We start from the raw sequence: 25,588 nt of genomic DNA, 5'->3' as shown, positions 1-25,588 counted from the left end.
GACCAATCGCCTCTTTTTTTAGTACAATTTCAGTTTTGAGCTAATCGCAGTCATCACCAATGAGCTGACCAACATTTTTTCTTATTAGTAGAGCTCCTTCTTCAATTTGACGGAATCTTCCTCGGTGATGGTGCGAATCACGCGGCAGGGATTGCCGACCGCCAACGAATTGGCGGGGATATCGCGCGTGACCACGCTCCCCGCACCAATCACGCTGTCATGACCAATCGTGACGCCACCGGTAACGGTCACGTTGCTGGCTAACCAACAGTTAGCTTCAACGGTCAGCGGCTTGCCGTATTCTTGGTCATACTGGGAGCCATCTGGCCGCGTTTTTAAGTTGCGTTCCCGCGAAAGTAACGGGTGCATGGGGGTCACGAAGCTGGCATTGGGGCCGATCATACAGTTGTCGCCAATGACGACATCGCAGGTATCCAAAATAGTCAGGTTGGCGTTGAGGTAAACGTCCTTGCCAAAGTGAGTGTGGGTCCCGTAGTCGACGAAAGCTGGGCCCTGAACAAAAAGTCCCTGTGGCTTGTCGGGAAACAGTTCGGCCTGAATGGCTTGCCGCCGTGGACTGGTTTCGGGCGTTTGTCCTAATTCCTGACAGAGGGCGTGGGCGGTCACTCGGCGAGCCTCTAATTCGGGGATCGTGGGGTCGTACAATTTACCGGCCAACATCTTTTTTTCTTCTTCAAGCATATTTTTCGGTCCCTCCTTAAATGATAATGCCGTTACAGTGGTCGACTTCGTGTTGAATGATCTGGGCCACAAAACCAGTGAACGTTTGGTGTTGTTTTTGGAAATTTTGATTTAAAAAGTCCACGTCGATGCTTTGGTAGCGAGTCGTTGGCCGTTCGCCGGGAAGCGATAAACAGCCTTCCTGGGTGGCGTAGGCCCCGGACTTCTTGGTAATAACGGGATTGACCATGGCCACGGGAATGACGCCCATGTCGACGACGATGATCCGCAGGTTGATGCCGATCATGTTGGCGGCCATGCCAACGCAGTTTTCGCTGCTGGCTTTGAGCGTATCGAGTAGGTCAGTGACCGTAGCGGCGTTGGCCTTAGTTGCTGGTCGGGATTTTTGTGCTAAACGAGCTTGGTCGTGAACGACGGTTTTAATCATGAGAAGCCTCCAAAAGTTGTTTAAGTTTCGTAGTCGTGTTGTAGTTGCGGGCACTGGTCTGCTTGTAAAATGGCGTGCCCATAATTTTTGAGTAGAATGAGCGGCTAAAATTGACTTTGAGGGTGGACGTCCAGAAGATCACGTTGGGCGTCACCAACACCTGATCGTAATCTGCGGTGACCCGGTCAGTGAGCCAGGTGTCGTTTTCCGATACGTAGGTGTTCAGTTTGAACAGCGCGTTGTGCCGTAATGTGGGGTCAGCGCCCCACCAGGACGGTGCCTGCGCGAGGTCGGCCAGAAAATCCGGTTCGCTGAGTAGCCGAAAGTCGATGGGAAAGTCAAAGTTAGTGGCCAATACGTCCGCTACCTTTTCTTCACAAGTGGTGGTTGGCAGGTCGCTGTTCAGGAAGAGATTGCCACTGTTGATGTAGGAGCTGACATCGGTAAAGCCAGCCGCTGCCAGCAAGTTGCGGAGCACAGCCATGGGGACACGATGATTGCCACCGACGTTGATGCCCCGCAGGAGTAAGAGATAATTCACGAAACCCACCTCCAGTTTAGGTTCTAGTATAGCATGTTAAGCGTTACCATTTTAGCCGGAATTTTCGCCTACTAATTGAAAAGAGCACACTTTTTTAGCTACATGCCTGACTAGGACGTCAAGTTACACATTGACTTTCTATAAAGATCTGCAGTTAATCAACCGTTTTCAGAAAAACATATCGTCATTTTAGGTAGACCTTAAATGAACCTTAAAACGTCTACACACATCGCTTAAAACGACGCTACTTTCCCAAAACAATCGGCGTACAATTGGCTTAACCATACCGTGGACTAAAAGGTTAATCTAATGTATGAATTAGCTAAAACGGTAGTGGTCATTGGAGGAGATACAGATGCGTAAATCGTTGCTCGTTATTTTAGCTTGCCTGGCCTTGGCGTTCTTTGGGAGTAGTCCAATTTCCGCATACGCGGCCGGTGACACGGGGTCAAACAGTAAGCTCAACATTAGTATTGATGGCAGTTTCGGTGACTGGAATGATAAGCCGTCGACGACCTTTAGCAATGGGGCCGTGGGCTCGTTAGTTGCCGACGACAGTAACGTTTATTTCTATCTGAACATGGATCCTGACGACAGTGGCCACGGCTATCTGAGCCTGCCCAGCCGCTCCTTCACGCTGAACGTCGGCAAGAAGTCCTACGACATTTCCATCAGTAAGGCCAGGGGACTAGGTGCCGGCAAGAGTGCGTCCGTTAGTGTCAGCGCCAACGGGAGTGCCATCAGCGGTGCCCAAGCCATGATGACCCGACCTAAAGATAGTCACGGGAACCATGACGTGATCGAAATGAGCCTGCCATTTGCGGGCCTGGGCGTGGTTGCCACTTCCAGTCAAAACATCTCCATCAGTAATTCCGCTCTGGGTGGGCAAACGCTGACGACGACTGGCGGGAGCACTGGCGGCATCATCTTAGTCGCCGTTGGGTTTAGCATTGCTATCGTGGCTGTCGTTCAGATGGCGCGTCGTCGTCGGAAACTGGCTTAGCACCGTCCCAATTACACACTTAATCGGAAATGTTGGTTAAATGGTGATTAGTCATCATTTTTGAGGGCTAATTAGAACTCACAACAAAACTAGTTAATCCATTGACGGTTTATGAGCTAAAAATGAAATCAGGGGGCAGCGTCATGCGTGAACTCAACTTAGTTGCCCAAATGCACGGTGGGCGTGGTCGTTGCGACCATCGAGGTAAGGTTGCAAGGGCTGATTTGAATGAATAGTTATCTGTTATTTGGCATGATCGGTTGGCTTTATGCAATCTCAGTTTTAAAACGGGCTCGGCTTTCCGCGTATTATTTTATTGTGGGGAGCGTTGGCCTGTTCTTTATTCTAATCTCCTTGGGGAACCCGTACTGGGTCTGGTTTCTGACACACACCGTGATCAACGGGGTTTCTGGCCTGGGGGATCTGACCCACTGGTGCCGGGTCTTTGCCAAGTACGGCATCGTCTACATCGGCAATGGCATGAATCCCATTACCATGTCGATCGACTATGAATGTTCAGGCATCATCGAAACGACTGCTTTCGCCAGTCTACTGGCTTTTTATCCAACGTATGGTCGGCCAGAAAAGGTGTTCTATCTGGTCATGGGCGCGCTGTGGATCTATTTATCAAATGTGATTCGGCTAATGATCGTGGTTGTCATCGTCTATTTTGGCGGGGCCGAGTGGTTTTTCATGGCGCACACCCTGTTGGGACGGATTATTTTCTCCCTGCTGATCATCATGCTGTACTACAACGTTTTCACGTATTCCCAGCTCTCGCAGAGCCTCTATACCAATTTCAAACGACACGTTCTTACTATCAAAAAGCGTCTTTCACGAGGTTAAGTCTTGTTAGATTACTTACTGAATTTAACGTTAACGCAAATGGGCTTTTGGATTACCTGGGCCATGATTCCCATCGTGGTCGAAATTGTGCCGTCGCTGATTTCGGCGGTGCGTTTGATCATTCGTAGTGGTCATCTCAAACGGCTACCGGCCCCGGCCAAACTTCCCTTTATCTCGATTATTGTCCCCGTCTACAATTCGGAGGACACCCTGTTTGCCTGTCTGCAGTCGATCAACGACTCCACGTTTCCCAACAGCAATATGCAGATCGTCCTGGCCGACAATCAGAGTACCGATGACAGCTTCAGTGCTTACGCCAAGGCACAGAACCGGTTCAACTTGAACATGCAGTTGATTCGGACCGATCAGGGAAAGGCCAAAGCACTGAACGGTGCCATTTATCAGTGCATTGGGACCTACATTATCAATATCGATAGTGATGGCGTCCTCGAAAAGCATGCGCTGATGAATATGGTGCTGCACTTCGAGAACGATCTCGAACTGGCGGCGCTGACCGGAACGATTTTGACGCAAAAAGACCTGATCAAGACGACCAAAAGTCGCTGGCTACGGTTCCTGCAGAAGACGGAATACTTCGAATACGCGCAGGCCTTCCTGTCTGGTCGGACCATCGAATCCGACAATAATCAGCTGTTTACCATGTCCGGAGCGTTCTCTGCCTTTCGTAAGGACACGTTACTCGACACCTTCATGTACAATACCAGCACGGTCGGTGAGGACACCGACATGACCTTTCAGGTGCGGCAACGGTTGAAACGCAAGGTCATGTTGTGTGCCGACGCCATTTTTTACATTGAACCGCTCGCCAGTGTCGAACAGTTGTACAAGCAGCGGCAACGCTGGATGCGCGGGGAGCTGGAGGTGTCACAGGAGTACATGCACCACAACGCGCAGCTCGGCAAGTTCTTCCAAAACTTCCTGGTGCGGCGGATGATGATCGATCACACCTTCGTCTTCCCCAAGATGATCTGGATGTTTGCCAGCATTGTCTTGCTGTTCTTCCGTTATTCACCGGTGGTACTGAGCTTCTCGTACGTGGTGATCTACTTGCTATACGTGTTTGTGTCGGCAATCAACTTTATCAGTGTGGGGCGGTTATTGCGACCGTTTCCACTAGAACTAAAATTTTATAAGCGGGTGAGCTGGGTCATCTGGTCGTTGCCACTGTATAACTTTGTCGTCTCCTGGATTCGCCTGATTGGCGTCATCAATTCCATGTCGCTACCGGGGGTCTGGAACACGTCAACCTTTACCGCTGAAGTACGATCGGCCGTCAAAATTGTGCGGGGGGATGTCCGCAGCTTGCGGGAAAAGAAGAAGGAGTGAGTCTGATGGGCGAAGTTCATACGTATAAAATCAAATCTTATATCAATGCCAGTCACGCCATGCGTTGGGAATCGGGAACTGGTCAGAAGCACAATCATACCTGGGAAGTCATCACAGAGATTCAGTTGGACACGGAACATCTGGTCCGGTTCAACGATATTGAGGACGATTTAAAGGGGGTCTCCGCACGGTACTCCGGTCAATTTTTGAATGAGATTCCACCGTTCGATAAGATCAATCCTTCATTGGAAAACATTACGCGGTACTTCTATAAAGAACTGACGGCGGTCCTCGCGAAGAGTCAGGCAAAATTAATGCGGCTGGAAGTGGGGGAATCGCCGACCCGCTTCTACTGCATTCAGCATACGGACGATTAAGATGTGAGGGGCTCCTATGACGGAAAAACTATTCAACTTTGGCCAGCGACTGATCCATGACCTGTTCTACTTTTTCTTCTTGTTGACGACCTATTTCGCCATCACATCGCCCAATATTATTCTGGGAGATAACGCGAAGACCGGGAGTGGGACGACCATCGTGACGGCGTTCTTTATCTTAGTGGCGCTAGCAGTCATCATCTGTGGGTTTAGTTATCCGCGGATCTCCCAGGGATTTAAATGGCTCTTCGTTCAACATCAAGTCGTGACGGCCAGTGTCCTCTTAGCTGTCACGGTCCTGTGGCAAATTGTGTTCATCCTCTACGTCCATCCGGTCATCGGGTTCGATGTGGATGCCATTCACGAGGCTCTGATCGACCCGAAAAATTTGAACACGATGTCGTACTTCAGCCAAAACGCAAACAACTTGCCGATCCTCTTGATGCAGCACTGGTTAGCGGGGGTCTTTCACACGACTTCTTGGCTGTTCTTTGACTGGGTCACGCTGATTTTAACGGACTTATCGGCGCTGCTGAACATCCTCTGTGTAGCGGTTCTCAGTCGGCGAAAAGTGCCCGCGGCCATGTACATTCACGCTGGGTGGTTGGCGCTATTTCCCATGATTATCGTGCCCTATACCGATGCGTGGGTGTTGCCATTCGTGTCAGCGTACGTGTTCTGTTATTGCGTCATGCGGTATGGGCATGTGCACTGGTTGTGGAAACTAGTGGCGGCGGTTGGCTTTGGCCTAGCCGTAGCTGGTGCCTACTTCATGAAACCCTCCGCCATTGTGGGGGTCATCGCCATTGCGTTGGTCGAGGGCCTGACCCTGTTGAAACGATCGACCTGGCAGCGGTTACGTGGTAAACGGTTGGCGGTGGTTGTCGCCATCCTACTGCTGAGCGGCAGTAGTGGCTTGAGCGCTTATGTGGCGGGCAATCGCGTGCTCGATACGCAAACTTATATTAAGATCAACACGGCCCGGTCGATTCCCGCGGTCCATTTCATGAGCATGGGGATCTCTGGTCAAGGGGGCTACAATGCCAAGGACGCCCTCAAGATGGCTCAGTTGCCGACGAAAAAGGCGCGGGCGGATTGGTCGATCAAGATGTACCTGAAACGCCTGAAGCAACGTGGGTTCTGGGGTTACCTGGTCTTTTTGGTTGAGAAGCAGCGCAATAATACAGCGGACGGGTCGTTTGCCTGGATCAAGGAAGGACATTTTATCTTAGACGGGACGAAGCCTAAGGGCAGTGGCTTTGGCCGTATGCTGCGGAACTTTGTCTACCTGTATGGCACGAATCTCGGCGACTTCCGCTACGTCGCGCAGGCATGGTGGATCGTCTGGTTGCTGATGATCCTCTTTGCGTGGAGCGACCGGCGCCAGGTGACACAGGTACTCCGGTTGACCATGATCGGCGGTTTTCTCTTCCTATTACTGTTTGAAGGTGGGCGGAGTCGGTATCTGATTCAATACTTACCGGCGTTCCTGCTACTGGCGACGCTGTCGTATGAGCGGTCGTTGAACGTTCTTCGCCGGCTATTTAGTTGGGTCAACTTGTCGATGTGAGAAAATGGGGAGCGATGCTGATTGCACGGCGTATAATGGGAACAAACAGTCAAGGAGGTTCGATTGCCCATGCGAGTCAATGTCTTACAGCACACGCCCGATGAAGGTCCCGGCGCCATTCGCGACTGGGTCCACGCCAACCACCACACGATGTTTGTCTATCACCCGGCACAATTTGGTAAGTTGCCCACTGCGGCTGAGACGGACCTGCTGGTCATCTTAGGTGGGCCAATCAGTCCGAACGATGCCTTACCGTGGATCGCTGCGGAACGGGACTTAATCAAGCAGCTACTGGCGACGCATACGCCGATTTTCGGTGTGTGTTTTGGCGCCCAACAGATCAGTAAACAGTTAGGCTATCCGGTGGGGAAGGCCCCCGCCAAGGAAGTTGGCTGGGCCCCCGTGACCCGTCAGAGTGATGTGATTCCGGGATTGCCAGCCCAACTGGAAGTCCTGCACTGGCATGAGGACATGTTTGAAATTCCGACCGGTGCCCGGCTGCTCTTTTCCAGCGCCCATGTTCGTAATCAGGGTTACCTGTACAACGGCAACGTCCTTGGCCTCCAGTTCCATCTGGAACCCCTGGCCGACAACGTCCGGGAAATGGTCGTGAACGATGGGGACTATCTTGTCGGGTCCGTACTGGGTCAAACGGCCGCGGAGGTTCTTGCCAAGGCGGTACCAACGGAGAATCAGCTGGTCCTTTATCAACTTTTAAACTTCATTACTGAACCGAACTAAGCATGGGTCGTGGACTCGTGCTTTTTAGTTTGGTCGGCGCCAGCAGGTCATACAAGTCTAGTTAGGTGCGTTGGATTGTATCGGTGGTAGTCGGAACCGAGCAACGAGATTGAGCGATATGGGGACTCATGACCATACTGGACCTAGACGTAAATAGGTGTAATTAATCGGTTTTTAGGATTAACGGTTCAAGTATCATACTATTATGGTATAATCATTTTCGAAGTTAAATGGTTGGCCGTCGTCGGGGAATTTCGGCGGTCCCGTTACTTCAGAGGAGGAGTTTTTTATGGGGCAACACAGAGGCTTTTTTGTGGTGGCAACCTTGGGGTTAGCAGTGTTCGGTGGAGTAGCCGCAACGACCACCACGGCGAGTGCCAAGAAGAGTAACAAGCCGACTTTGGTTATGATTACCAGTCAGACCAATTCGTCCACGTCACGGGGCACGCAACAGTTGGTGACCAATCAAGACGTTAAGGCCTTGGTCATGACCGATCCCGACACGCAGAGTGCGGAGACGGTCGTCATTCCGAAGAATACGGCGTTGACCGTTCTCCGGAAGCAAGCGGGGGGCGATGTCGTCAGGGTCGCCGGGAGTGACCAGCAATTATTGATTAACGAACCAGCGCAGATCACCTACAGTAACCGGGCCATTAAGCTAACCAAGACCGATTACCAGCGGTTGGTCAAGCAGTCCAAGGCCTGGGCCGGTAAATTAAGTGCGAAGCAGGTCAAGGTCGTCGGCGACTATACTGGCGACGCCTATGAGCAAATGAACGCCGCCTTGCGGGATCCGAATAAGCCGGCTAGTAAGCAGACCCAGCGGCGCGTTCGGTCACTGCAGACCAGCTTGAAGTCTTTCAAATTGACGAAACCGCTGACCGTTTACCGGGGAACCTCGAAGATGGGGTTGAAGCTGTCGGTAGGCAAGGTGGCCGTGAAGCCAGGGGTCGTGTACCAGGACGCCGCGTTCTCCTCAACCAGTTTGAACACGACGATCGCCAAGAGTTTCGCCAGCAAGGTCATTTTGAAGATCAATTTGCCAGTTGGTTATCATGGGGCCTACATCGATCCCATCTCCGCGAATAAGGGGGAGAAGGAATATCTGTTGAATCCCGGGGTAAAACTGGTGGTGACCAAGATTCAGACGGTCAAGGCTCGGACCACGACGCACCTGTACGTCAAGACTAAGAAGCACGCCACCAACCATACCGAACATGAGAACTACACGTATCAATTAGTGACTTTGAATTTAATGCAGTAAGCAGATCAGGACGTTCTGGTGCCAGTAAGGGTGCTGACAGAGCGTCCTTTTTAGTTGGGGCGTGGAACAGTGAGTTTGAAAATGACGGTATCTTTCAAATCGTCAACTAAGTCATACACAATTAAACGTGGTACACTACTTTTGGGGAAGAGCTATTTTCCCCTACTTGTGACTGTTTTGGAAAGGATGATTTCAATGGCAACGAAATTTTTGGCAAAGATCAATCCACTAAATGCAGATAAGATTGGGACTAGCGCCCATGGGACCGCGGAGTTTACAATTGAGGGCGATGTGCTCGATATTAAGATTGAGATGTTTGAGACGCCCGCAAATACCAGTCACTGGGAACATTTTCACGGCTTCCCCGATGGTCGGGATGCAGCGGTTGCGACTAGCGCACAGGACGTGAACGGGGATGGCTTCGTTGACCTCCCGGAGACGGAAGCCGTGTCCGGCACGACCATGGTGCCATTTGACAATGCGCCTCATGAAATGAATATTCCTCACGATGCCTACCCAACGTCAGATGCGAATGGGCACTTTGCCTATCAGCAACACGTTCCCTTGGATGAATTACGGGCGAAGTTTAAAGCCGTCTTTGGTACCGATGACCTCGACCTTGATAAGCGGGTCGTCTACATCCACGGCGTTCCAGCTAGTCTCGGCTTGCCCGCCACGGTGGCCGGCGCGGTCGGAAGCTATGATGCCCACACGACCTTACCGATTGCGGTTGGCAAGATTGAAGCGATTAACTAAACTGAAGGTTGAAAGTATCTAAATGCGGGTTAAGCCTGGTATAACAATGATATTACCGTAAAAACTGGGCAACCTAGTCTATCCTTCGCCTTACCGGCCGCCAGATATGGGCTGGAACGGAGCGGCCGCAACTTGAAGCCTCGAAAAGCGCGAGTCTACAAGGTTGGTCTTCTGCTAAGCCGGCGGAGATAATGATTGTAGTAGCCGCTATCGATTGGACCGAAAGCGCTAAATCTCCACGTTTTCCGGCCGTTGTCGTGGTAAAGGACAATCAGAGTCGTAGTGTAGCAAATTTACACTAAATTTAGTGGTATCGATGCGTGCTACTCTTAGGCTGAAGCAGACAATTCATCTTTCGTTAATAACTAAAGGTTGAAAGTTCCAAAATACCAGCCATGCCTGCTCTAGCAACAACAGTGAGACTAAAACTAGGCAACCTGGTGGGCCCTTCGCCTTACCGGCCGGCAGATATGGGCTGGAGCGGTGCGAACACAACTTGAAGCCTCGAAAGAACCGAGTCTACAAGGTTGGTTTTCTGCTAAGCCGGCAAGAAACGCCGACCAAGCAGAACGACGCGCCTGAGCCCATATCTGCCGACCTCTCGGCTTACACAGTGTGCGTAGACGACGGAGATAATGACTGTAGCAGTCACTATCGATTGGCCGAAATCACTAGTCTCAAGGTTTTCGACTGTTGCCGTGATAAAGCACAGTCAGAGCCGGAGGAGGACAGGGATGTAGCCAGCCGTGGAGGTGGTGTTAGCCGGCGCTTCATCAGCCAGCTTACAGCACGGGCGACTCTGGAGACACGCGGTCTTCGTGGCTTCAAAGCGAGCGAGAAGACTGGTGATTTTCCAGTCTGAAGCGTCCCCACAGCAGGCGGAATCCCTGTCAGCCGGAGTGCGGCAATTTCACACTATCTTAACGGTGCGAATCCTTGCCAATACTGGGGCGAGACAGGTATTTTATCTTTCAACCTTTAGTTAATAACTAAAAATAATGAGTTATAGGAGCCACGGCAATTGCCATGGCTCCTATTTTTTTCAGAGGGGCTTAGCTTGCCGTTTATTTGTGAAAACGTTACCATATAAATGTAGATATACGGCACGTCGAAAGGGTGAATGGCATGGTAAATGTACGGGAACACCTAAGCTTGACCAAGTACCTCTTCTTTACCGGTAAAGGTGGCGTCGGCAAGACCACGATTGCGGCGAGTTCGGCGGTGCAATTGGCCGACCAGGGTTATCGCGTGGCTTTGATCAGCACGGACCCAGCCAGTAACCTGCAGGACCTTTTCCCTGATGACTTGACCAATCAGTTGCGGCCAATCGCAGCCGTCCCTCGGTTGGATGTGGCCAATTTTGACCCGAACACGGCCGCTGCGGATTATCGGGAGCGGGTGATCGGGCCATACCGGCAACTCTTGCCGGAAGCCGCGTTGACCAACATGGCCGAGCAACTCTCTGGGTCGTGTACCGTTGAGGTGGCGGCGTTTAACGAGTTTGCCAATTTACTGACCGATGCAGAGGTCAACCGGCGCTACGACTACATTTTCTTTGATACGGCACCGACCGGGCATACGTTGCGGTTATTGCAGTTGCCGGCGGCGTGGAGTCACTATTTGGATACGAACAAATTAGGCACGAGTTGTCTGGGACAACTGGCCGGGTTAGGCGACGAACGTGAGCGCTACCAGCAGGCCGCCCGGGTCTTGGCGGATGCCAGCCAGACGTCACTGATCCTGGTTGCGCGGCCGCAACAGGCGACGTTGCAGGAGGCGAGTCGCACGGCTGGCGAACTGAAGAAGTTGGGTATCGACAACTATCAGTTAGTGATCAACGGTGTGTTACCGGCCGACCAGCGTCAGGCCGCGCCTGAACTTTACCAGCAACAGCAGGCGGACTTGGCTGTGTTGCCGGTCAATCTACCGGCAATTGCTTGGCGAGTGCCGTTGCGAGCGTACAATGTCACTAACGTCACGCAGTTGCGACAACTTTTGGCTGATCAGCAGCCGGCAGTGGCCCCACAACAGGCAACAGCGCCACCGTATCCGGGCTTGGAAACGGTGGTGAGCGCACTCCAGCATCACCGCATCATTTTCACCATGGGTAAGGGTGGCGTGGGCAAGACGACCATCGCCGTTCAGCTGGCTCAAGGACTCGCCAAGTTGGGCAAACGTGTGCGGCTGACCACGACGGATCCGGCGGACCATTTGGACTGGTTTAAATTAGACCCAGCGATTCGGGTCAGTCATATCGACGAACACCAGGTGTTACGCGAGTACCAGAACACGGTGTTGGCGCAGGCCAGACAGGAGATGGCGAGTGCCGACGTGGACTACGTGATAGAAGACTTGCAATCGCCATGTACGCAGGAAATCGCGACGTTTGAGGCGTTTGCGAAGATCGTAGACGAAGATGACAGCGATGTGCTGGTCATCGACACGGCGCCGACGGGCCACACGCTCCTCTTGCTGTCGTCAACAGAGAGTTATGCTGCCGAGGTCAAACGCACGACGGGAACCGTCCCGCCAGCCGTGACGCGATTGTTACCACGACTCCAAGATGCCAGCCAGACGGAGACGGTCATGGTCACGCTCCCCGAGGCAACGCCAGTGTACGAGACGTTACGCCTGCAACAGGACTTGGACCGGGCCCAGATTGCGCATACCTGGTGGGTCGTCAACCAGAGTCTGCTGGGAACGACGAAACAGCTGAGTCCATTCTTAGCCGTTCGGGCTCAAAATGAGTCTCCGTGGATCTCACAGATAGCAACGGCATCGGCCAATCATTTTGTGGTCAATGGCTGGCAAACGAATTTTGAGACACAGCGATTGTGTCCGGAACGTAAGGAGGAACGGTCATGAAAAAAATCAATATTTATGAAGCGGCTCTGTGCTGTCCGACCGGGGTTTGCGGACCGAGCGTCAATCCCGAATTGATTCGGTTAACGGCTCAGGCCAAGGTCATCAATCAAAGTGCTGACGTGCGGGTTCTTCGTCGAAATTTAGCACAGAATCCCAACGCTTTTGTCCGGGAACAGCGGGTGGCAGATTTGATTGCGGCCCAAGGAATCTCGGTATTGCCGGTGACCATCGTGGACAACGTGGTGGTCAAGCAGGGAGCCTACCCGACAACGGCCGAGATGGAAGCCTACAGTGGCTTTGATCTGCGGGCTAGTGTGTAGGGCAGCGTGAAAAATAGTGTGAAAAAGGTTACAAAAGACCTTGGTTGCGAATCTTCATTGAAAGCGCTATCATTCAAATAGACGTGGCCCGTGATTCAATGAACCGGTGGCCAGTTTGAAGGCCCGTGATCGGTTGTGAATCGGTCCGGAGTTGAGGAGGAGCAAGATGACGCAGATTAAGATTTACGAGGGCACATCTGGTTATGCAGTGGCCAAAACGGAGAGTGGGTTGGTGGCTGATCTCGCCCGGATCTCGCTGGCAACGCGCACGCTGAATCAACGGCAAGATGTGCAATTGGTGCGCTATAACTTGATGCAGGATGGTAGTCGATTCATCTGTGATCAGCGCGTGGCGGACTTGATTGCGGCTAAAGGTGGGGCGGCGTTGCCAATCACCATGGTCGACAACGAGATCGTCAAGCAGGGCCAGTACCCGACGACACCGGAATTGACCCGTTATTGCGATGGGGTTTCGATGACGTTATAACTGATAATAAACGGAGGCTATGACTTTGGTTATGGCCTTTTTTGTTGACGCCATTAGAGGGTGGTGCCATTTTCTATAAAATGATTAATAGGAAATGGTGGTTAACAGGTTGTGCTATTATGGCCGTACTCTTATACTTAAAGCTATTAAGAGGAGGTAAGCAACTAATGAAACTATTACGGCAATTAAAGCTGCTATTGGTCTTCGCACTGGCAGTCGGTGGCCTGACACTTGGTGTGACCCCAGCAGCGGCGCATCAGACGAAGAAGGCTATCGTGCTTAAAACGACCAAGGTGTCAACCAAGGCCTACCATGCGACTAAGGGGAAGATCTACCGCAACACGACCCTGACCAAGGTGGCCCATAACGCTAAGAACTATCCGCGGACGACACTCTACGTCACCAAGCACGCGACGATTCGTAAGGCGAACCATAAGCGGGCTATTTACTACTACATAGGTAAGGGCAAGGCTAAGGGGTGGATCTGGCACGGCTACTTAAAGGCGGGAAAGGCGACTAAGAAGACAACTACGGCAGTCACTCAACCCACAGCCAAGACGACTTTTGACGCGACTAAGATGTCTCAGAACTTCTTGGCCATCGTTAATCAGGAACGGACGAAGTTGGGCGTGGCCCCATTGACCATGAACGATAAACTGACCAATCTCGCCAATCAGCGAGCAAAGGACAATGCCGATATCAACACGCTCTCACACGTTGATGCGCAGGGGAACGCCATGTTTGAAAAGGAAGCAGATCAGTTTGGTGTCGGTAGTTGGACGACCTGGTCGGAGTGTCTCTACATGTCCGAGGGCAACGCCTTAAGCTTCAACTTTGGGAAGGATGCGGCTGATGGCTACTTGTATCACGATGCGGATTCTAATTGGGGTCACCGAATGAACTTGATCAGTCCGGAAACAACTCAGATTGGAATCGGGTGGTACGTGCAAGCGCAGACGAATGCGGTCTACAACGCGATTGACCAGACTAACTAAATCACGATATAGCAAGAGGGTTGCGGCCAGTGGTCGTGGCCTTCTTTTCGTTTAGCCGGCCTTTTCAAAAAATAGTCGGCATGATTGACAAGTAAGGGATGTGAGTCTATACTCACTTTATTAGGTAAGTAAGTACTCACTCACTAAAGATGAAAATGTTTTGGGAGGTATCATTATGGCAAATACAGTAATTGAACTCGACCATCTCGCCAAGGAATTCGGTGATGAGACCGTTTTGAAAGATATCAACATGACCTTAAACCAGGGTGAAATCATTGGGCTGATCGGGCCGTCCGGGGCTGGCAAGTCGACGGTCATCAAAGTGACGCTGGGGATGGAGGTCGCCAGTGGCGGTTCCGCCAAGGTTTTTGATACTGTCATGCCCAATCGGGAGTTGCTAGGTCGCATCGGTTACATGGCCCAGACGGATGCATTGTACGACGCTTTGTCCGGCCGTGAAAACTTAAAATTTTACGGTGTAATGAAGGGAATCGCCAAGCAAGATATGGCCAAAGAGGTTGAACACGCGGCCAAGGTCGTTGATTTGACGGGAGATTTGGACAAGCGGGTCGCCGGCTACTCTGGTGGGATGAAGCGTCGGTTGTCACTAGCCATCGCCTTACTCGGAGGACCGGAGCTACTCATCTTGGATGAACCGACCGTGGGGATCGACCCGGCGTTGCGGCGGCAGATCTGGAAAGAATTAGGCAGAATTCGGGATGAAGGTCGTAGCATTTTGATCACGACGCACGTGATGGACGAAGCCGAACTGTGTGACCGGGTGGCGCTGCTGCTGGGCGGTAAGGTCATGGCGTTCGATAAGCCGGCTTCCCTGGAGACGCAATACCAAGTTGGAACGGTTGAAGATGTGTTCTTAAAGGCGGAGGGGGTTGAATCATGAGAACAATTGCGATTATGAATCGGGTTCTAAAGGAACTCTTCAGAGATAAGCGGACATTAGCCCTGATGTTTGTCGCGCCGATTCTAGTGATGTTACTGATGAGTGTGATCTTTAACACCAACTCGACGACCGACGTCAATGTGGGGACGGTCGCCGTTACCCAGAAACTGAATAAGGAAATGGGCAGCCTCAAGCACGTTAACGTCAAGACTTATGGCACCAAACGAGCAGCGAAGAAGGCGTTGAGCAACGAAAAAATTGACGCCATCATTAAGAAAAATGGCAACAACTACAGCCTAACTTACGCCAATACCGATTCCACCAAGACCGCTGCCGTTAAAATGGCCTTCAAGAACGGATTGACCGCGACGAGTATCAGTCAATTGAAGGCGGCGCTGAAGAAGAGTACGACCGGCATGGTCAAGTTGCGGGTGCAATTACAAGCGATGCAGAAGCAACAGGCCGCCGCTAATACCATGACCAAGTCGACTGCCGCAACTGCCGCCGCTAAGCAGGCAGTGGCAACCAAATCGACGTCGACGAACAACAGTACCAAGAGTACCAGTCAGGCCACGCCAAAGATTACGAATCATTATGTCTATGGCGACAAGGATACCGGCTACTTTGCCAAGATGCTCCCGATTCTGATGGGCTTCTTCGTTTTCTTCTTCGTCTTCCTGATCTCTGGGATGGCGTTGTTAAAGGAACGGACGACGGGAACCTTGAATCGCCTGTTGGCAACGCCAGTTAAACGGTCCGCCATCGTCTTTGGGTACATGTTGAGCTACGGCATTTTGGCTGTGATTCAAACGATTGTGATCGTCCTGGTCACCGTTTGGCTACTGGGCATCGAAGTGGTTGGTAACATGGCGAGCGTGGTGGTCGTCAACCTAGTTTTAGCCTTGGTGGCCTTGGCCTTTGGCATCTTACTTTCAACGTTTGCCAACTCCGAGTTCCAAATGATGCAGTTCATTACGCTGGTCGTGATTCCGCAAATCTTCTTCTCCGGGATCATTCCGCTGGATTCGATGGCCGATTGGGTCAGAGACATTTCCTACATTGTGCCGCTAAAATACTCCGGGGATGCCGTTAACGATATCATCATGCGCGGGACGTCGATTTTTGATGAGGGTGGCAATCTCTTGGTCCTCCTAGCATTCCTAGTCGTCCTGACCTTCCTCAACGTTGTGGGGTTGAAGCGTTACCGAAAAGTTTAAGTTGGAATTAAGTCAGATGGTTCGTGAGTCCGTGTATAATGGTTATACGTTTGAAATGAGTGAAACTGAAAGGATGACTGGTGTGGAGCCAAATATTTTCAATAATTACCGGGACTGGCTAGAGCACGAAAAGATGCCAAAGGGGAAGAAGGCATCGTTGGTGGCCGCCATGGAACTCTTCTCCGAGACTGGCTTTGATGGCACCTCGACCGTCCAAGTGGCAGAAAGGGCGGGCATCAGTCAGGCAACGATCTTTAAGTATTTTCACACGAAGCAAGACCTCATGTTAGCCATCGTGAAGCCGGTGATGGAACACTTCTTCCCCAGTTACCGGGACGACTTCTTTCACGGCATCAGTGAGCAGAAAACTTTACCAGAGATGGTAGAATTCATCGTGACCGACCGTTACCACTTCATCAAGGGTAACGAGCAAGCCGTTAAGATTTTGGCCATGGAAATGATGACCAATGAAGAGATGCGCCAAATGTTTGCTAAATTAGTGATAACTAGCGATTTTAATTTTCCCAGTGAGCTCATTAATGGTTTCCGGCGAACGGGACAATTACGCGACGATATTGACGTCGCCGGGCTCATGCGAATTCTGGCGGGACAGTTGATTATGTACGTGATTCAGTCGAACTTCGCGCCAAGTATTGTCAAGGGTGAGCAGGAAGACTTGCGGCTCATTACGGCTCAAGTCGTGCGGACAATCAGCAAGTAGCATAGAATCAAGAATAGGTATGCTTGGAAAGGTCAGTGAGTGTGGCGACTGGTCTGGATAGCTATTTTTTTGTGAATAACTAAAGGTTGAAAGTTTCAAAATGCCAATCATGTCTGCTCTAGCAACAACAGTGAGACTAAAACTAGGCAACCTGGTAGGCCCTTCGCCTTACCGGCCGGCAGATATGGGCTGGAGCGTTGCTAAACTAGTATAAATTGGCCGCACGCTGGTTCTGGTTGTGGGTTGCCGCAATAGTACTTGGAAAACGTGGATACTCAACATTTCCGATGAATGTGGAAAAATCAAGTAGTGCCGCAGTAAATATTAGTGAAATGCGTTTAGCAATTACTAAGTTGTGGGGATGGGTTTTCTGATTTACCTTTGCCAGGATAAATGGCGGTGGTGTATGCTATTAATTAGAATCTAAAAATCGCTTTCAAGGAGGTCATCGACCGTGAGAAAATATCGTTGGCAAGCCATTTCGTTGGTGCTTGTCGCTTTTATGTTGGGGTGTAATGAATTTATGGTGGTAGGGGTCATTTCGGACATTGCCCGTTCACTGAACGTCACGGTCGCTGCGGCCGGCTACCTTGTGACCGTGTTCGCCATTGTTTATGCCATTAGTACTCCAGTGATCACGGTGTTGACGAACCGCTTTGGCCGGTATCCATTGTTGATGACGCTGATGGTGATCTTTCTTATCGGCAACACCTGGAGTGGGTTTGCGAGCAACTACTGGACGTTTTTGATTTCGCGACTGATGACGGCGGCCGTGGCGGGATCGATTGAAGCCATGATCATTGTCTTTGCCAATGACATTGAGCCGCACAAAAAGCGAGCACTGCTGATTTCGTGGATCGCGGCTGGCTTTAGCGTGGCCTCCGTGGTGGGCGTTCCCGTGGGGGCGGCCATCAGTGCGGCAACTAGCTGGCACGTGAGCTTCCATTTGATTTCTGGATTGAGTCTGGTCACGTGCTTGATTCTAGGCTGGTTACTGCCGAAAAATGTGCAGCACGTCTCCGGGGGAATCAAAGATCAGCTGGTCTTACTGACGGATCGTCGGGTTTATTTAGGGGCGGTACTGGTTTCCTTCTCGGCGGCCACGTTGTACGCTTACTACACATACATTCGGCCACTATTGACGACGCAACTGGGATTTGACTTAAAAATGATGACGGTAATGCTGTCGTTGTTAGGGATCATGGACATTATCGGTAATCGCCTGTCCGGCACGATTGCCGAAAGAAGCGGGGTGCACACACTCCCTTGGTATTACTTGGCGCAGATTGGGCTGTTTTTAGTCATGCCATTTGCGTTGACTGCAACGTGGCCCGGTTACACGGTCTTGCTGGTGTTAATGTTGATTATTCCCATTATCAATTCGCCGATTCAGATTCACTTTTTGGATGTGGCCGAGGCCGATTACCCACAAGCAACGGCTTTTGCGTCGTCACTGAACGCCATTTTCTATAACGTGGGAATTTCACTGGGATCGGCAACGGCAGCGGGATCACTGACCCATTTTGGCCTCGGACATCTCAGCTGGGGGAGTCTGGTCTTTGCCGTGATTGCACTGGTTTTGACGATCCTATTGAACCGAGCAATTGCTGCGCATCGTGAAGAAAACGCTCTCGAAAATTAATTTTACTTTGGAGACGATTACATGAGTCTTCCCCCTGATAATTTACGCCGAGATAGTGTACTCTGGTAAATAGAAGACTATAGAGAAGCTGGAGGAACAGAAACCGTGAACAAGTATCGTTGGCAAGCCATTGTGTTTGTGCTAGTGGCCTTTATGTTGGGCTGCAATGAATTTATCGTCGTTGGGGTCCTCTCCGACATTGCAAAGGAGTACCAAATTGCCCAGGCAACCGTTGGCTATTTAGTCACGATATTTGCCACGGTGTATGCGGTCAGCACACCGTTTATCACTATTTTGACCAACCGCTTTAGCCGCTACAAGACGCTGATGACACTGATGGTGGTTTTCTTGATTGGGAACACGTTGAGTGGGTTTGCCATGAACTATGGCGTCCTGCTGTTATCCCGGATTATCACGGCGGTCGTGGCTGGGGCCATTATTTCCCTGATTATGACGTTTGCTAGTACCATCGCTCCGCGGGAAAAGCGGGCGGGGCTGGTCTCGTGGATCTTCGCGGGATTCAGCATTGCCTCGGTCTTTGGTGTGCCAATTGGGACAGCTATCAGTACTGCTTATAGCTGGCATGATGCGTTCTTCCTGATCTCAGGGGTTAGCGCGATTACCTGTGTTCTGCTGGGGTGGCTGTTGCCCCGCCACGTGGAACAGGTTCAAGGCAGCATTAAGAATCAGTTGGTCTTGTTGAAGGACCGTCGGGTTTACGTGGGTATCGCCCTGGTGCTGTTTACCGCAGCAACCATGTACGCCTATTACACCTATATCCGGCCGCTGTTGACGACCGCGTTAGGCTTTAGCACGACCAGTCTAAACTGGCTGTTATTTATCATTGGGATTATGAGCATTATCAGTAACCGGTTATCCGGGATGCTGGCCGAACGGGATGGGTTACGGATCATGCCGCGGTTCTATATCGCCGACGTGATTCTGTTAGCCCTGATGCCATTGGCTTTAGGGAGTAAAATCAGTGGGTTAGCCGTCATCTTAATTTTGACGTTGATCGTGACGATTTTAAACTCGCCAATTCAGATTCACTTCCTAAACATTGCGGAAGAGGACTACCCACAATCGGCGGTGTTGGCATCGTCGTTAAATTCAATCTTCTTTAACTTCGGGATCTCACTGGGGTCGGCAACGGCTTCGGGGATGCTGGGCACGGTTGGCTTGACCCATATCAGCTGGGGTGCCGCGGTTTATGCCGCCATTTCGCTGGTGCTGGCCGTTATTTTGAATCGCGTTATTAAGAATCACCGGGCTAAGCAATTAGCAGCGGATTAAGGCAATCTTTATTGTCTTTTCTCACACGTTTTGACGGAGCATCAAGGGAGTCTGGGACTTTTGTCTCAGGCTCCCTTTTGCACCTCTAAGCTTATATTTCTGAAGTGTGTATTCCCAGGTCCTCTAATCAGACAAATCATAACGGACCTACCCATTTAGAGAATTAATGGTCAAATGGTGGTCCCTAAACGCCAGTGGATAGGATTTTGACGGGTGCGTCAATCAAATGACGATGGTGAGCAGTGGTTGCGGTGGCCCCTTTTTTTAACCTAGCCGATTTAGGCAGTAGCTTATCAGTTTATTAGAGATTTCGCTATATTAAAGATAAAGCAATGTCTGTGATGGCTGGGTCAATTGATAACGCTGTATAGCGAGTCGACAACACGTCTTCATTGAGGACGCGTTTATTGTTGGCATCATTGGTTGAGAGTCACAGGCGTGCTGGGAGGCAGGCTTGATTGCCTTTGAGTTTGGTAACAGGTTGTTAACGTTAGCGGTGGGCGTGACACGTGCCGTTGGCTTTGATAGAGGGAGGAGATTAGGATGCGCAAGAGAATTTGTGCGCTAGTGTTTGGATTGGTTCTTACCCTGGCCATCTTCCTAGCTGGGGGCGCGATATCTAGTGGCATTACGGCTGAGGCTGCAGATGTTCCCGCTTCCGGGTTGACGGGGAGTGACGCCACGTTGACCGACATCAATGGGAATCCCATTCCTGCGGGGACAGTATTGACTAAGTGGACCAGTTATCAAGTCAAGTATTATTGGTCCGTTGCGGACGGCGTGCCAATTAAGAGTGGGGATACGGTGCCCGTTGAATTACCTAATGGGGTTGCCACGAACCATGATTTATCGGTTCCCTTATTAGACGATGCCGGTAACGAAGTGGGGACGTTCTTCATTAAGGCGGGCGCGACCACGGGGACCATTACGTTCAACGATAAGATGAGTTCCTATCAAAAAGATCGGGAAGGCACGCTGCAATTTTATGCCAAAGGAACCTCGGGAGACACCAACGTTGATTTGAATTGGAAGTTAAACAAGGTTGGTTGGATCTCGGAGCGTAATCCGGATGGCACACCAAGTAAGATTACTTGGAACGTGGCCTTTAACCCTACTGGTCAAGCAATTGGTCAGACGGTGATTACGGATACCTTGGGCCCGAACCAGACCTATGTACCGGGATCAGTCGTGGCTAACACGGGAAGTTATTCCAGCGAGGGTAACTTCATCAGCAGTGGGTCAGTGACACCGGCAGTGGATGCGAACGGCAACAAGATCGTCTTTACATTCGCGGACATTTCGACGGCCGTGAACATCACCTATCAAACGACGCCAACTACACCAAATGGTACCTGGACGAATAGTGCGTCCATGAATGGTGTGAGCGTTAACGGGTCGGTTGCTTGGGGTGGTAACGGTAGCGGTAGCGGTGGTAACGGCGGTGACACAGAAAGTACGGGTGATGTCGTACTGGAAAAGGTCGACGCAAAGACCGATGCCGTTCTGCCTGGAGCAACGTACAAGCTCGAAATGAGTGATGGGACGGACATGGAGACCGTCATCACCACGAACGCGGATGGCAAGCTGGAGGTAACGGGCCTCGAGCCCGGCGACTATCAGTTCGTCGAAACGGCGGCCCCCGAGGGTTACGAGCTAGACACAACCCCCATCCCATTTACCATTACGGCTAACCAAACGGCGGCCGTGACGGTGACGGCTAAGGATGTGCCGAAGGAATCTGAAGGCGGTACCACGCCACCTGTGACGGAGCCAGAGAACCCGGAGAATCCAGAAAATCCTGGGACAACCACGCCACCCGTAACGGAACCGGAGAACCCAGAAAATCCAGGAACAACGACCCCACCCGTAACGGGGCCAGAGAACCCTGGGAATCCAGGGACGACGACACCGCCAACGGAGCCAACTAATCCTGGAAATCCAGGAACGACCACGCCGCCAACGCAGCCGGGAACGACGACGCCAACGACGCCAGAAAAACCTGGCACTACAACTCCGACGACGCCTAAACCACCGGTAAAGCCAACGACGCCGAACAAGCCAAGTAAGCCAACCACGCCGGTTACGACGCCAGGAAGCGGTACGACGACTGGAAGCACGACTGGGTCTTCACAGACCGGCACGACCACAGGTTCGACGAACGGTGCCGGGAGCACAACTGGGACTGGGAACGCTAATGGTCAGAGTCAAGCACCACAATATCCAAACGGAACGTTGCCACAGACTGGCGAAAACCAGCATGACACGGGGACGTTGGTTCTTGCGGGATTGGCCTTACTGATCGCCAGTGCAACTGGTCTGGTAGGTTGGATCAAGGAACACGGTAACAATTAAATTACCCACAGATAGGACCGACCATGAATAGATGGCCGGTCCTTTTGCGTTGCTAAACTTTTATTTAAATATACGCTAAAAAGGCGGCTAGCTCCGCATAAGACTGATAATCAAACACACTCAAGGTCCAGAATCATGTGGTTATCAGTCTTAATGCGGTTCAGCTAACCGCCTTTTGGTCTATTTTTTCTTAGTGGACGGGTTGCGCTTTGGCTTGCTTGACCAGTTGGTTCAGAACGGTCGCGGCTTGCTTTTGTGCCGCTTGTTGGGCCATTGCTTCGGCTTGTTTCTTGATCTGAGCGACTTGTTGAGCAGTTAAGCTTGGATCGGCGGCGACTTTCTGTTTGACTGCGGCCGTGACGGCTTGCGTCATGGTGGCCTTGGCGGCGACTTCCCGTTGCTTAACGGCGGTGCTGAGCCACTTTGCTTGGTGCGCACTCAGCGTGACCCAGGATTGGGGCAAAACAAAGGTATTTTGGTGGCCAATCAGTTCGTGGTGCGTTCCAGTCCAGGAAAATAGCCAGCGCCAGAACGAATTGTTGTAGCGCCAAGTCGTGGTCTTCGTGATCATTTTAGCTTGACTCACACGACGATAGTGAACACAGTTCGTCGTTTTTAGACTAGCAGCGGTATGCTGCCGGCGCTTGCTGGTTGCCTTGCGGTAGACGTAAACCTTTTCTGTATTGGATTTTCGAATCGGTTGATAGACTAGTACGTTCAGTTGTTTACTGGGTGAAATGGAGGCGATATTAGTGGTGGTCGTTTCACTGTGCTGATGCATGCCCCAGTGCCAATTATCGTTGCCAATCATGAGCGTGGCGCTGGCGACCAAAACAATTAGGCCTAGGCCACCGACCGTGAGACGTTGACCCTTGGTGGGCATGAGCAGAAAGCCACCAACAAAGATGATGATACCTAGAAATAACGCGATGAGAATCATGCTGCCACCTCCCGACGGTGATCTTTAATGAAGATTGCGAAGACCAAGTCAATGATGCCAAATGCCGTAGCGACTAAGAATGCCGCGTGGAAGCCGGACATGGCTGCCGCGTAACTCTGACTCTGATAGGCTAGTGGGGCACTAGTTAACAGGCTATGCGCCGGTATATGGTTAGCCATCACATTTGCCAGTACGCTCCCCAGAATCGCGGTTCCCATGGAAGTGGTGACCTGTCGCATGGTGCTGTTGACGGCCGTTCCGTGGCTCAATTGAAGCCCCTTGAGGTCGATTGAGCTGGCGGCCGTAATCGGCATGGTGACCAGGGCGACCCCAATCATGAGAATCGTGTACTCACAAATGATGTAGCTGTAAGGCGTGTTCCGCGTCAGTAGGGCAAATGGCAGCGTGCCAAGGGTCAGCAAGAAGGTGCCGATCAAAGCTAATCGGCGGCCACCCATGCGGTCGTACAGGTTACCACTGATCAAGCTGACAATGCCGTAGACCAAGGCACCGGGCAGAATCATCAACCCCGAGTGAAAGGGACTGAGGCCGCGGACCTGTTGGAGATACATGGGCAGAACGACTTGAATCCCAATCATGGCGGTGTTCGAGAGCGCCGTGACGAAGGAGGCAATGGTAAATGAGGGGATTTTCAACAGCCGAACGTTAAGGAATGGGTCAGCCTGTGGCCATTCATGACGGGCAAAGAGACCAATGAAAATGAGACCGACGACGATGCCGCTGATGACGCTGACAGACCCCCAGCCATGCTCACCGACTTCGGAAAAGCCGTAGAGCAGGCTACCAAAGCCAATCGTGGAGAGAATAATGGCCAGCGTATCGATCGGTGATTTTTTAACGGGAATGACTGGCCGGACGAAGATCAAGGACAGGATCAGGACCAGAATGACTGGTGGAATCATGACGCCAAATAGGTCGCGCCAAGTTGCGTTGTCGAGAATCCAGCCGGAAACGGTCGGGCCCAACGCAGGAGCGAGCCCAATGACGATCCCGCCGAGGCCCATCATCGAGCCCCGTTTGTCGGCCGGGAAGGTCACCAGCAGGACGGTCTGAATCGTGGGAAACGTGATGCCGACCCCGATGGCTTGGACCAGGCGGCCTAAGAAGATCATGGCAAAACTGGGGGCCGTGTAGCTGATGACCAGCCCCGCCAGGAAGAAGCTGAGCGCGGTCAGGTAGATGGTCCGCAGGCTGAAGTTGTTGATCAGCCAAGCACTGATGGGAATCATGATCCCCATGACCAGCAGGAAGCCAGTGGTTAGCCATTGAACGGTGGCACTGGAAATATTGAAACGCGTCATTAACGTGGGGTAAGCCGTAACCAGCATGTTGGTGGTTAATGCCGTACAGAACGTCCCACACATTAGGGTGACCATCAACCAGATCCGGTTGAACGGCCGTCCGCTTGTATCTTTCATTAGAAATTGCCCTCTTTTGTCTCGGCGTTGAACCGCCGCTGAATTTAAAAATGATTATAGACTGTTTTAAGAAGAAAATAAACTGTTATAATCAGTTTATTTTAAAAATTGAACAGGGTATAATGACAAAAAGAGCTTTGGAAGGGGCAACAGTATGGTTAAGCGACGGACGCTAACACGGGAAAAGGTAATTGAACAAGCAAACCAGCTTATCGCGGCGAATGGGATTGACAAGCTGACGATTCGGTCATTGGCCGATGCACTGGATGTGCGGCCACAATCCATTTATAACTACGTCGACAGTCTAAATGACTTGTTGGATCAGGTGGGAGTTGCCTTTGTCCATGAGATTGAGCAGCGGTTGATGCGTCATTTGCTAGGGGTAGCGGGCAAGGAGGCCTTGATGGTCTTTGCTCGTGAATTCCGTCAGGGGTGCCACGAGCAACAACACTTGGCGCCACTGCTATTAAACCCCAACGACTTGCAGCAGCTTCAGCAGACCCATTTGGCGCTGGTCACGCTGTATCACCAGATGTTTGCCAGTCTCCATTTAGCGGAGGACGAGTCGTCTGGGCTGGTGGAGTCGACGTTGTATCGGTCCGCGCTGTTTGGCTTCATCATGCAGGAAATGGGTGGCTTTCTCCAATCGCCAGCTCAGCAGGTCGATGAACGCTTCGAGCAAACCATGCAGTTGGCGATTGCCCAGTTCTCGACGATTGATTAGGTCGTGAAAAGGTAGTTTGAGTGTACGTTTTAGAAATATAACTAAAGATTGAAAGTTCTAAAATACCAGTCATGCCTGTTCTAACAACGGTAAGACTAAAGCTGGGCAACCTGGTGGC

General features: G+C 51.4%; 24 protein-coding genes. 19 read left to right on the top strand and 5 right to left on the bottom strand.

All coding sequences use genetic code 11. From position 1 onward, the window contains the following. Nucleotides 1–84 precede the first annotated feature (84 nt). From FC99_RS09440 to FC99_RS09430, 3 genes are read right to left on the bottom strand one after another with little or no spacing between them, the layout of a single operon-like run. Nucleotides 85–702: a sugar O-acetyltransferase gene (locus FC99_RS09440; RefSeq protein WP_048734790.1), complete on the bottom strand. Its 618-nt coding sequence runs from the start codon at nt 700–702 to the stop codon at nt 85–87. Nucleotides 703–718: 16 nt separating this feature from the next. Beyond that, complete coding sequence (locus FC99_RS09435) at nt 719–1,129, bottom strand: peptide deformylase (RefSeq protein WP_048734792.1); 411 nt, start codon at nt 1,127–1,129, stop codon at nt 719–721. Continuing rightward, nucleotides 1,122–1,670, bottom strand: a complete 549-nt coding sequence (locus FC99_RS09430) for a DUF1697 domain-containing protein (protein ID WP_048734793.1) — start codon at nt 1,668–1,670, stop codon at nt 1,122–1,124. Before FC99_RS09430 ends, FC99_RS09435 begins: the two co-directional genes overlap by 8 nt. Nucleotides 1,671–2,025: 355 nt before the next feature. Between FC99_RS09430 and FC99_RS09425 the strand changes: the two genes are divergently transcribed. From FC99_RS09425 to FC99_RS09335, 18 genes are all read left to right on the top strand, one after another. Continuing rightward, nucleotides 2,026–2,673 (top strand): Firmicu-CTERM sorting domain-containing protein, encoded by a 648-nt coding sequence (locus tag FC99_RS09425; protein ID WP_048734795.1) that lies wholly within the window; start codon nt 2,026–2,028, stop codon nt 2,671–2,673. A gap of 228 nt (nt 2,674–2,901) precedes the next feature. Then, on the top strand, nt 2,902–3,519 hold the full coding sequence (gene xrtG / locus FC99_RS09420; protein ID WP_048734798.1) for an exosortase family protein XrtG: 618 nt from the start codon (nt 2,902–2,904) through the stop codon (nt 3,517–3,519). A 3-nt stretch (nt 3,520–3,522) separates the two neighbouring features. After that, nucleotides 3,523–4,866, top strand: a complete 1,344-nt coding sequence (locus FC99_RS09415; protein WP_420843328.1) for a TIGR03111 family XrtG-associated glycosyltransferase — start codon at nt 3,523–3,525, stop codon at nt 4,864–4,866. A 5-nt stretch (nt 4,867–4,871) separates the two neighbouring features. Continuing rightward, a complete protein-coding gene (locus FC99_RS09410) occupies nt 4,872–5,243 on the top strand; it encodes a 6-carboxytetrahydropterin synthase (RefSeq protein WP_048734801.1) in 372 nt (123 codons plus the stop codon). A 16-nt stretch (nt 5,244–5,259) separates the two neighbouring features. Further along, nucleotides 5,260–6,813, top strand: coding sequence for a TIGR03766 family XrtG-associated glycosyltransferase (locus tag FC99_RS09405; protein ID WP_048734802.1), 1,554 nt, complete (start codon nt 5,260–5,262; stop codon nt 6,811–6,813). 69 nt (nt 6,814–6,882) lie between these two features. After that, on the top strand, nt 6,883–7,554 hold the full coding sequence (locus tag FC99_RS09400) for a type 1 glutamine amidotransferase (RefSeq protein WP_048734806.1): 672 nt from the start codon (nt 6,883–6,885) through the stop codon (nt 7,552–7,554). A 289-nt stretch (nt 7,555–7,843) separates the two neighbouring features. Next, nucleotides 7,844–8,818 (top strand): ADP-ribosyltransferase, encoded by a 975-nt coding sequence (locus FC99_RS09395; protein ID WP_048734808.1) that lies wholly within the window; start codon nt 7,844–7,846, stop codon nt 8,816–8,818. Nucleotides 8,819–9,013: 195 nt separating this feature from the next. Then, entirely contained in the window at nt 9,014–9,574 is a 561-nt protein-coding gene (locus tag FC99_RS09390) for a hypothetical protein (protein ID WP_048734811.1), read from the top strand. Between the two features lie 1,125 nt (nt 9,575–10,699). Next, entirely contained in the window at nt 10,700–12,439 is a 1,740-nt protein-coding gene (gene arsA / locus FC99_RS09380) for an arsenical pump-driving ATPase (protein WP_048734813.1), read from the top strand. Next, entirely contained in the window at nt 12,436–12,759 is a 324-nt protein-coding gene (gene arsD, locus FC99_RS09375) for an arsenite efflux transporter metallochaperone ArsD (RefSeq protein WP_048734814.1), read from the top strand. Before arsA ends, arsD begins: the two co-directional genes overlap by 4 nt. Before the next feature lie 166 nt (nt 12,760–12,925). Beyond that, nucleotides 12,926–13,246 carry an arsenic metallochaperone ArsD family protein gene (locus tag FC99_RS09370; RefSeq protein WP_048734816.1) on the top strand — a complete coding sequence of 107 codons (321 nt, stop codon included), beginning with the start codon at nt 12,926–12,928 and terminating at the stop codon, nt 13,244–13,246. Nucleotides 13,247–13,413: 167 nt separating this feature from the next. Then, nucleotides 13,414–14,241 carry a CAP domain-containing protein gene (locus FC99_RS09365; RefSeq protein WP_048734819.1) on the top strand — a complete coding sequence of 276 codons (828 nt, stop codon included), beginning with the start codon at nt 13,414–13,416 and terminating at the stop codon, nt 14,239–14,241. 175 nt (nt 14,242–14,416) lie between these two features. Beyond that, on the top strand, nt 14,417–15,142 hold the full coding sequence (locus FC99_RS09360) for an ABC transporter ATP-binding protein (protein WP_048734820.1): 726 nt from the start codon (nt 14,417–14,419) through the stop codon (nt 15,140–15,142). Next, nucleotides 15,139–16,359, top strand: coding sequence for an ABC transporter permease (locus tag FC99_RS09355; RefSeq protein WP_048734822.1), 1,221 nt, complete (start codon nt 15,139–15,141; stop codon nt 16,357–16,359). Before FC99_RS09360 ends, FC99_RS09355 begins: the two co-directional genes overlap by 4 nt. 73 nt (nt 16,360–16,432) lie before the next feature. Further along, complete coding sequence (locus tag FC99_RS09350) at nt 16,433–17,080, top strand: TetR/AcrR family transcriptional regulator (RefSeq protein ID WP_048736359.1); 648 nt, start codon at nt 16,433–16,435, stop codon at nt 17,078–17,080. 454 nt (nt 17,081–17,534) lie between these two features. Further along, nucleotides 17,535–18,722 carry an MFS transporter gene (locus FC99_RS09345; RefSeq protein ID WP_048734825.1) on the top strand — a complete coding sequence of 396 codons (1,188 nt, stop codon included), beginning with the start codon at nt 17,535–17,537 and terminating at the stop codon, nt 18,720–18,722. A 105-nt stretch (nt 18,723–18,827) separates the two neighbouring features. Beyond that, nucleotides 18,828–20,015, top strand: coding sequence for an MFS transporter (locus FC99_RS09340; RefSeq protein ID WP_048734828.1), 1,188 nt, complete (start codon nt 18,828–18,830; stop codon nt 20,013–20,015). Nucleotides 20,016–20,558: 543 nt separating this feature from the next. Continuing rightward, entirely contained in the window at nt 20,559–22,367 is a 1,809-nt protein-coding gene (locus FC99_RS09335) for a SpaA isopeptide-forming pilin-related protein (RefSeq protein ID WP_048734830.1), read from the top strand. Between the two features lie 190 nt (nt 22,368–22,557). On the opposite strand, the gene FC99_RS09330 is transcribed toward FC99_RS09335, so the two are convergent. Both FC99_RS09330 and FC99_RS09325 read right to left on the bottom strand, forming a co-directional pair. After that, complete coding sequence (locus FC99_RS09330) at nt 22,558–23,307, bottom strand: DUF4811 domain-containing protein (RefSeq protein ID WP_048734833.1); 750 nt, start codon at nt 23,305–23,307, stop codon at nt 22,558–22,560. Further along, nucleotides 23,304–24,746 carry an MDR family MFS transporter gene (locus FC99_RS09325; protein ID WP_048734834.1) on the bottom strand — a complete coding sequence of 481 codons (1,443 nt, stop codon included), beginning with the start codon at nt 24,744–24,746 and terminating at the stop codon, nt 23,304–23,306. Before FC99_RS09325 ends, FC99_RS09330 begins: the two co-directional genes overlap by 4 nt. 154 nt (nt 24,747–24,900) lie before the next feature. Here FC99_RS09325 and FC99_RS09320 point away from each other — a divergent pair, with 154 nt between their 5' ends. Next, nucleotides 24,901–25,470: a TetR/AcrR family transcriptional regulator gene (locus FC99_RS09320; RefSeq protein ID WP_048734837.1), complete on the top strand. Its 570-nt coding sequence runs from the start codon at nt 24,901–24,903 to the stop codon at nt 25,468–25,470. Nucleotides 25,471–25,588 lie beyond the last annotated feature (118 nt).

This window comes from Levilactobacillus koreensis JCM 16448, from assembly GCF_001435525.1.
GTDB lineage: Bacteria > Bacillota > Bacilli > Lactobacillales > Lactobacillaceae > Levilactobacillus > Levilactobacillus koreensis.
Note: the sequence above shows the minus strand (reverse complement) of the source record. Positions and strands in the feature narration are given on the sequence as shown.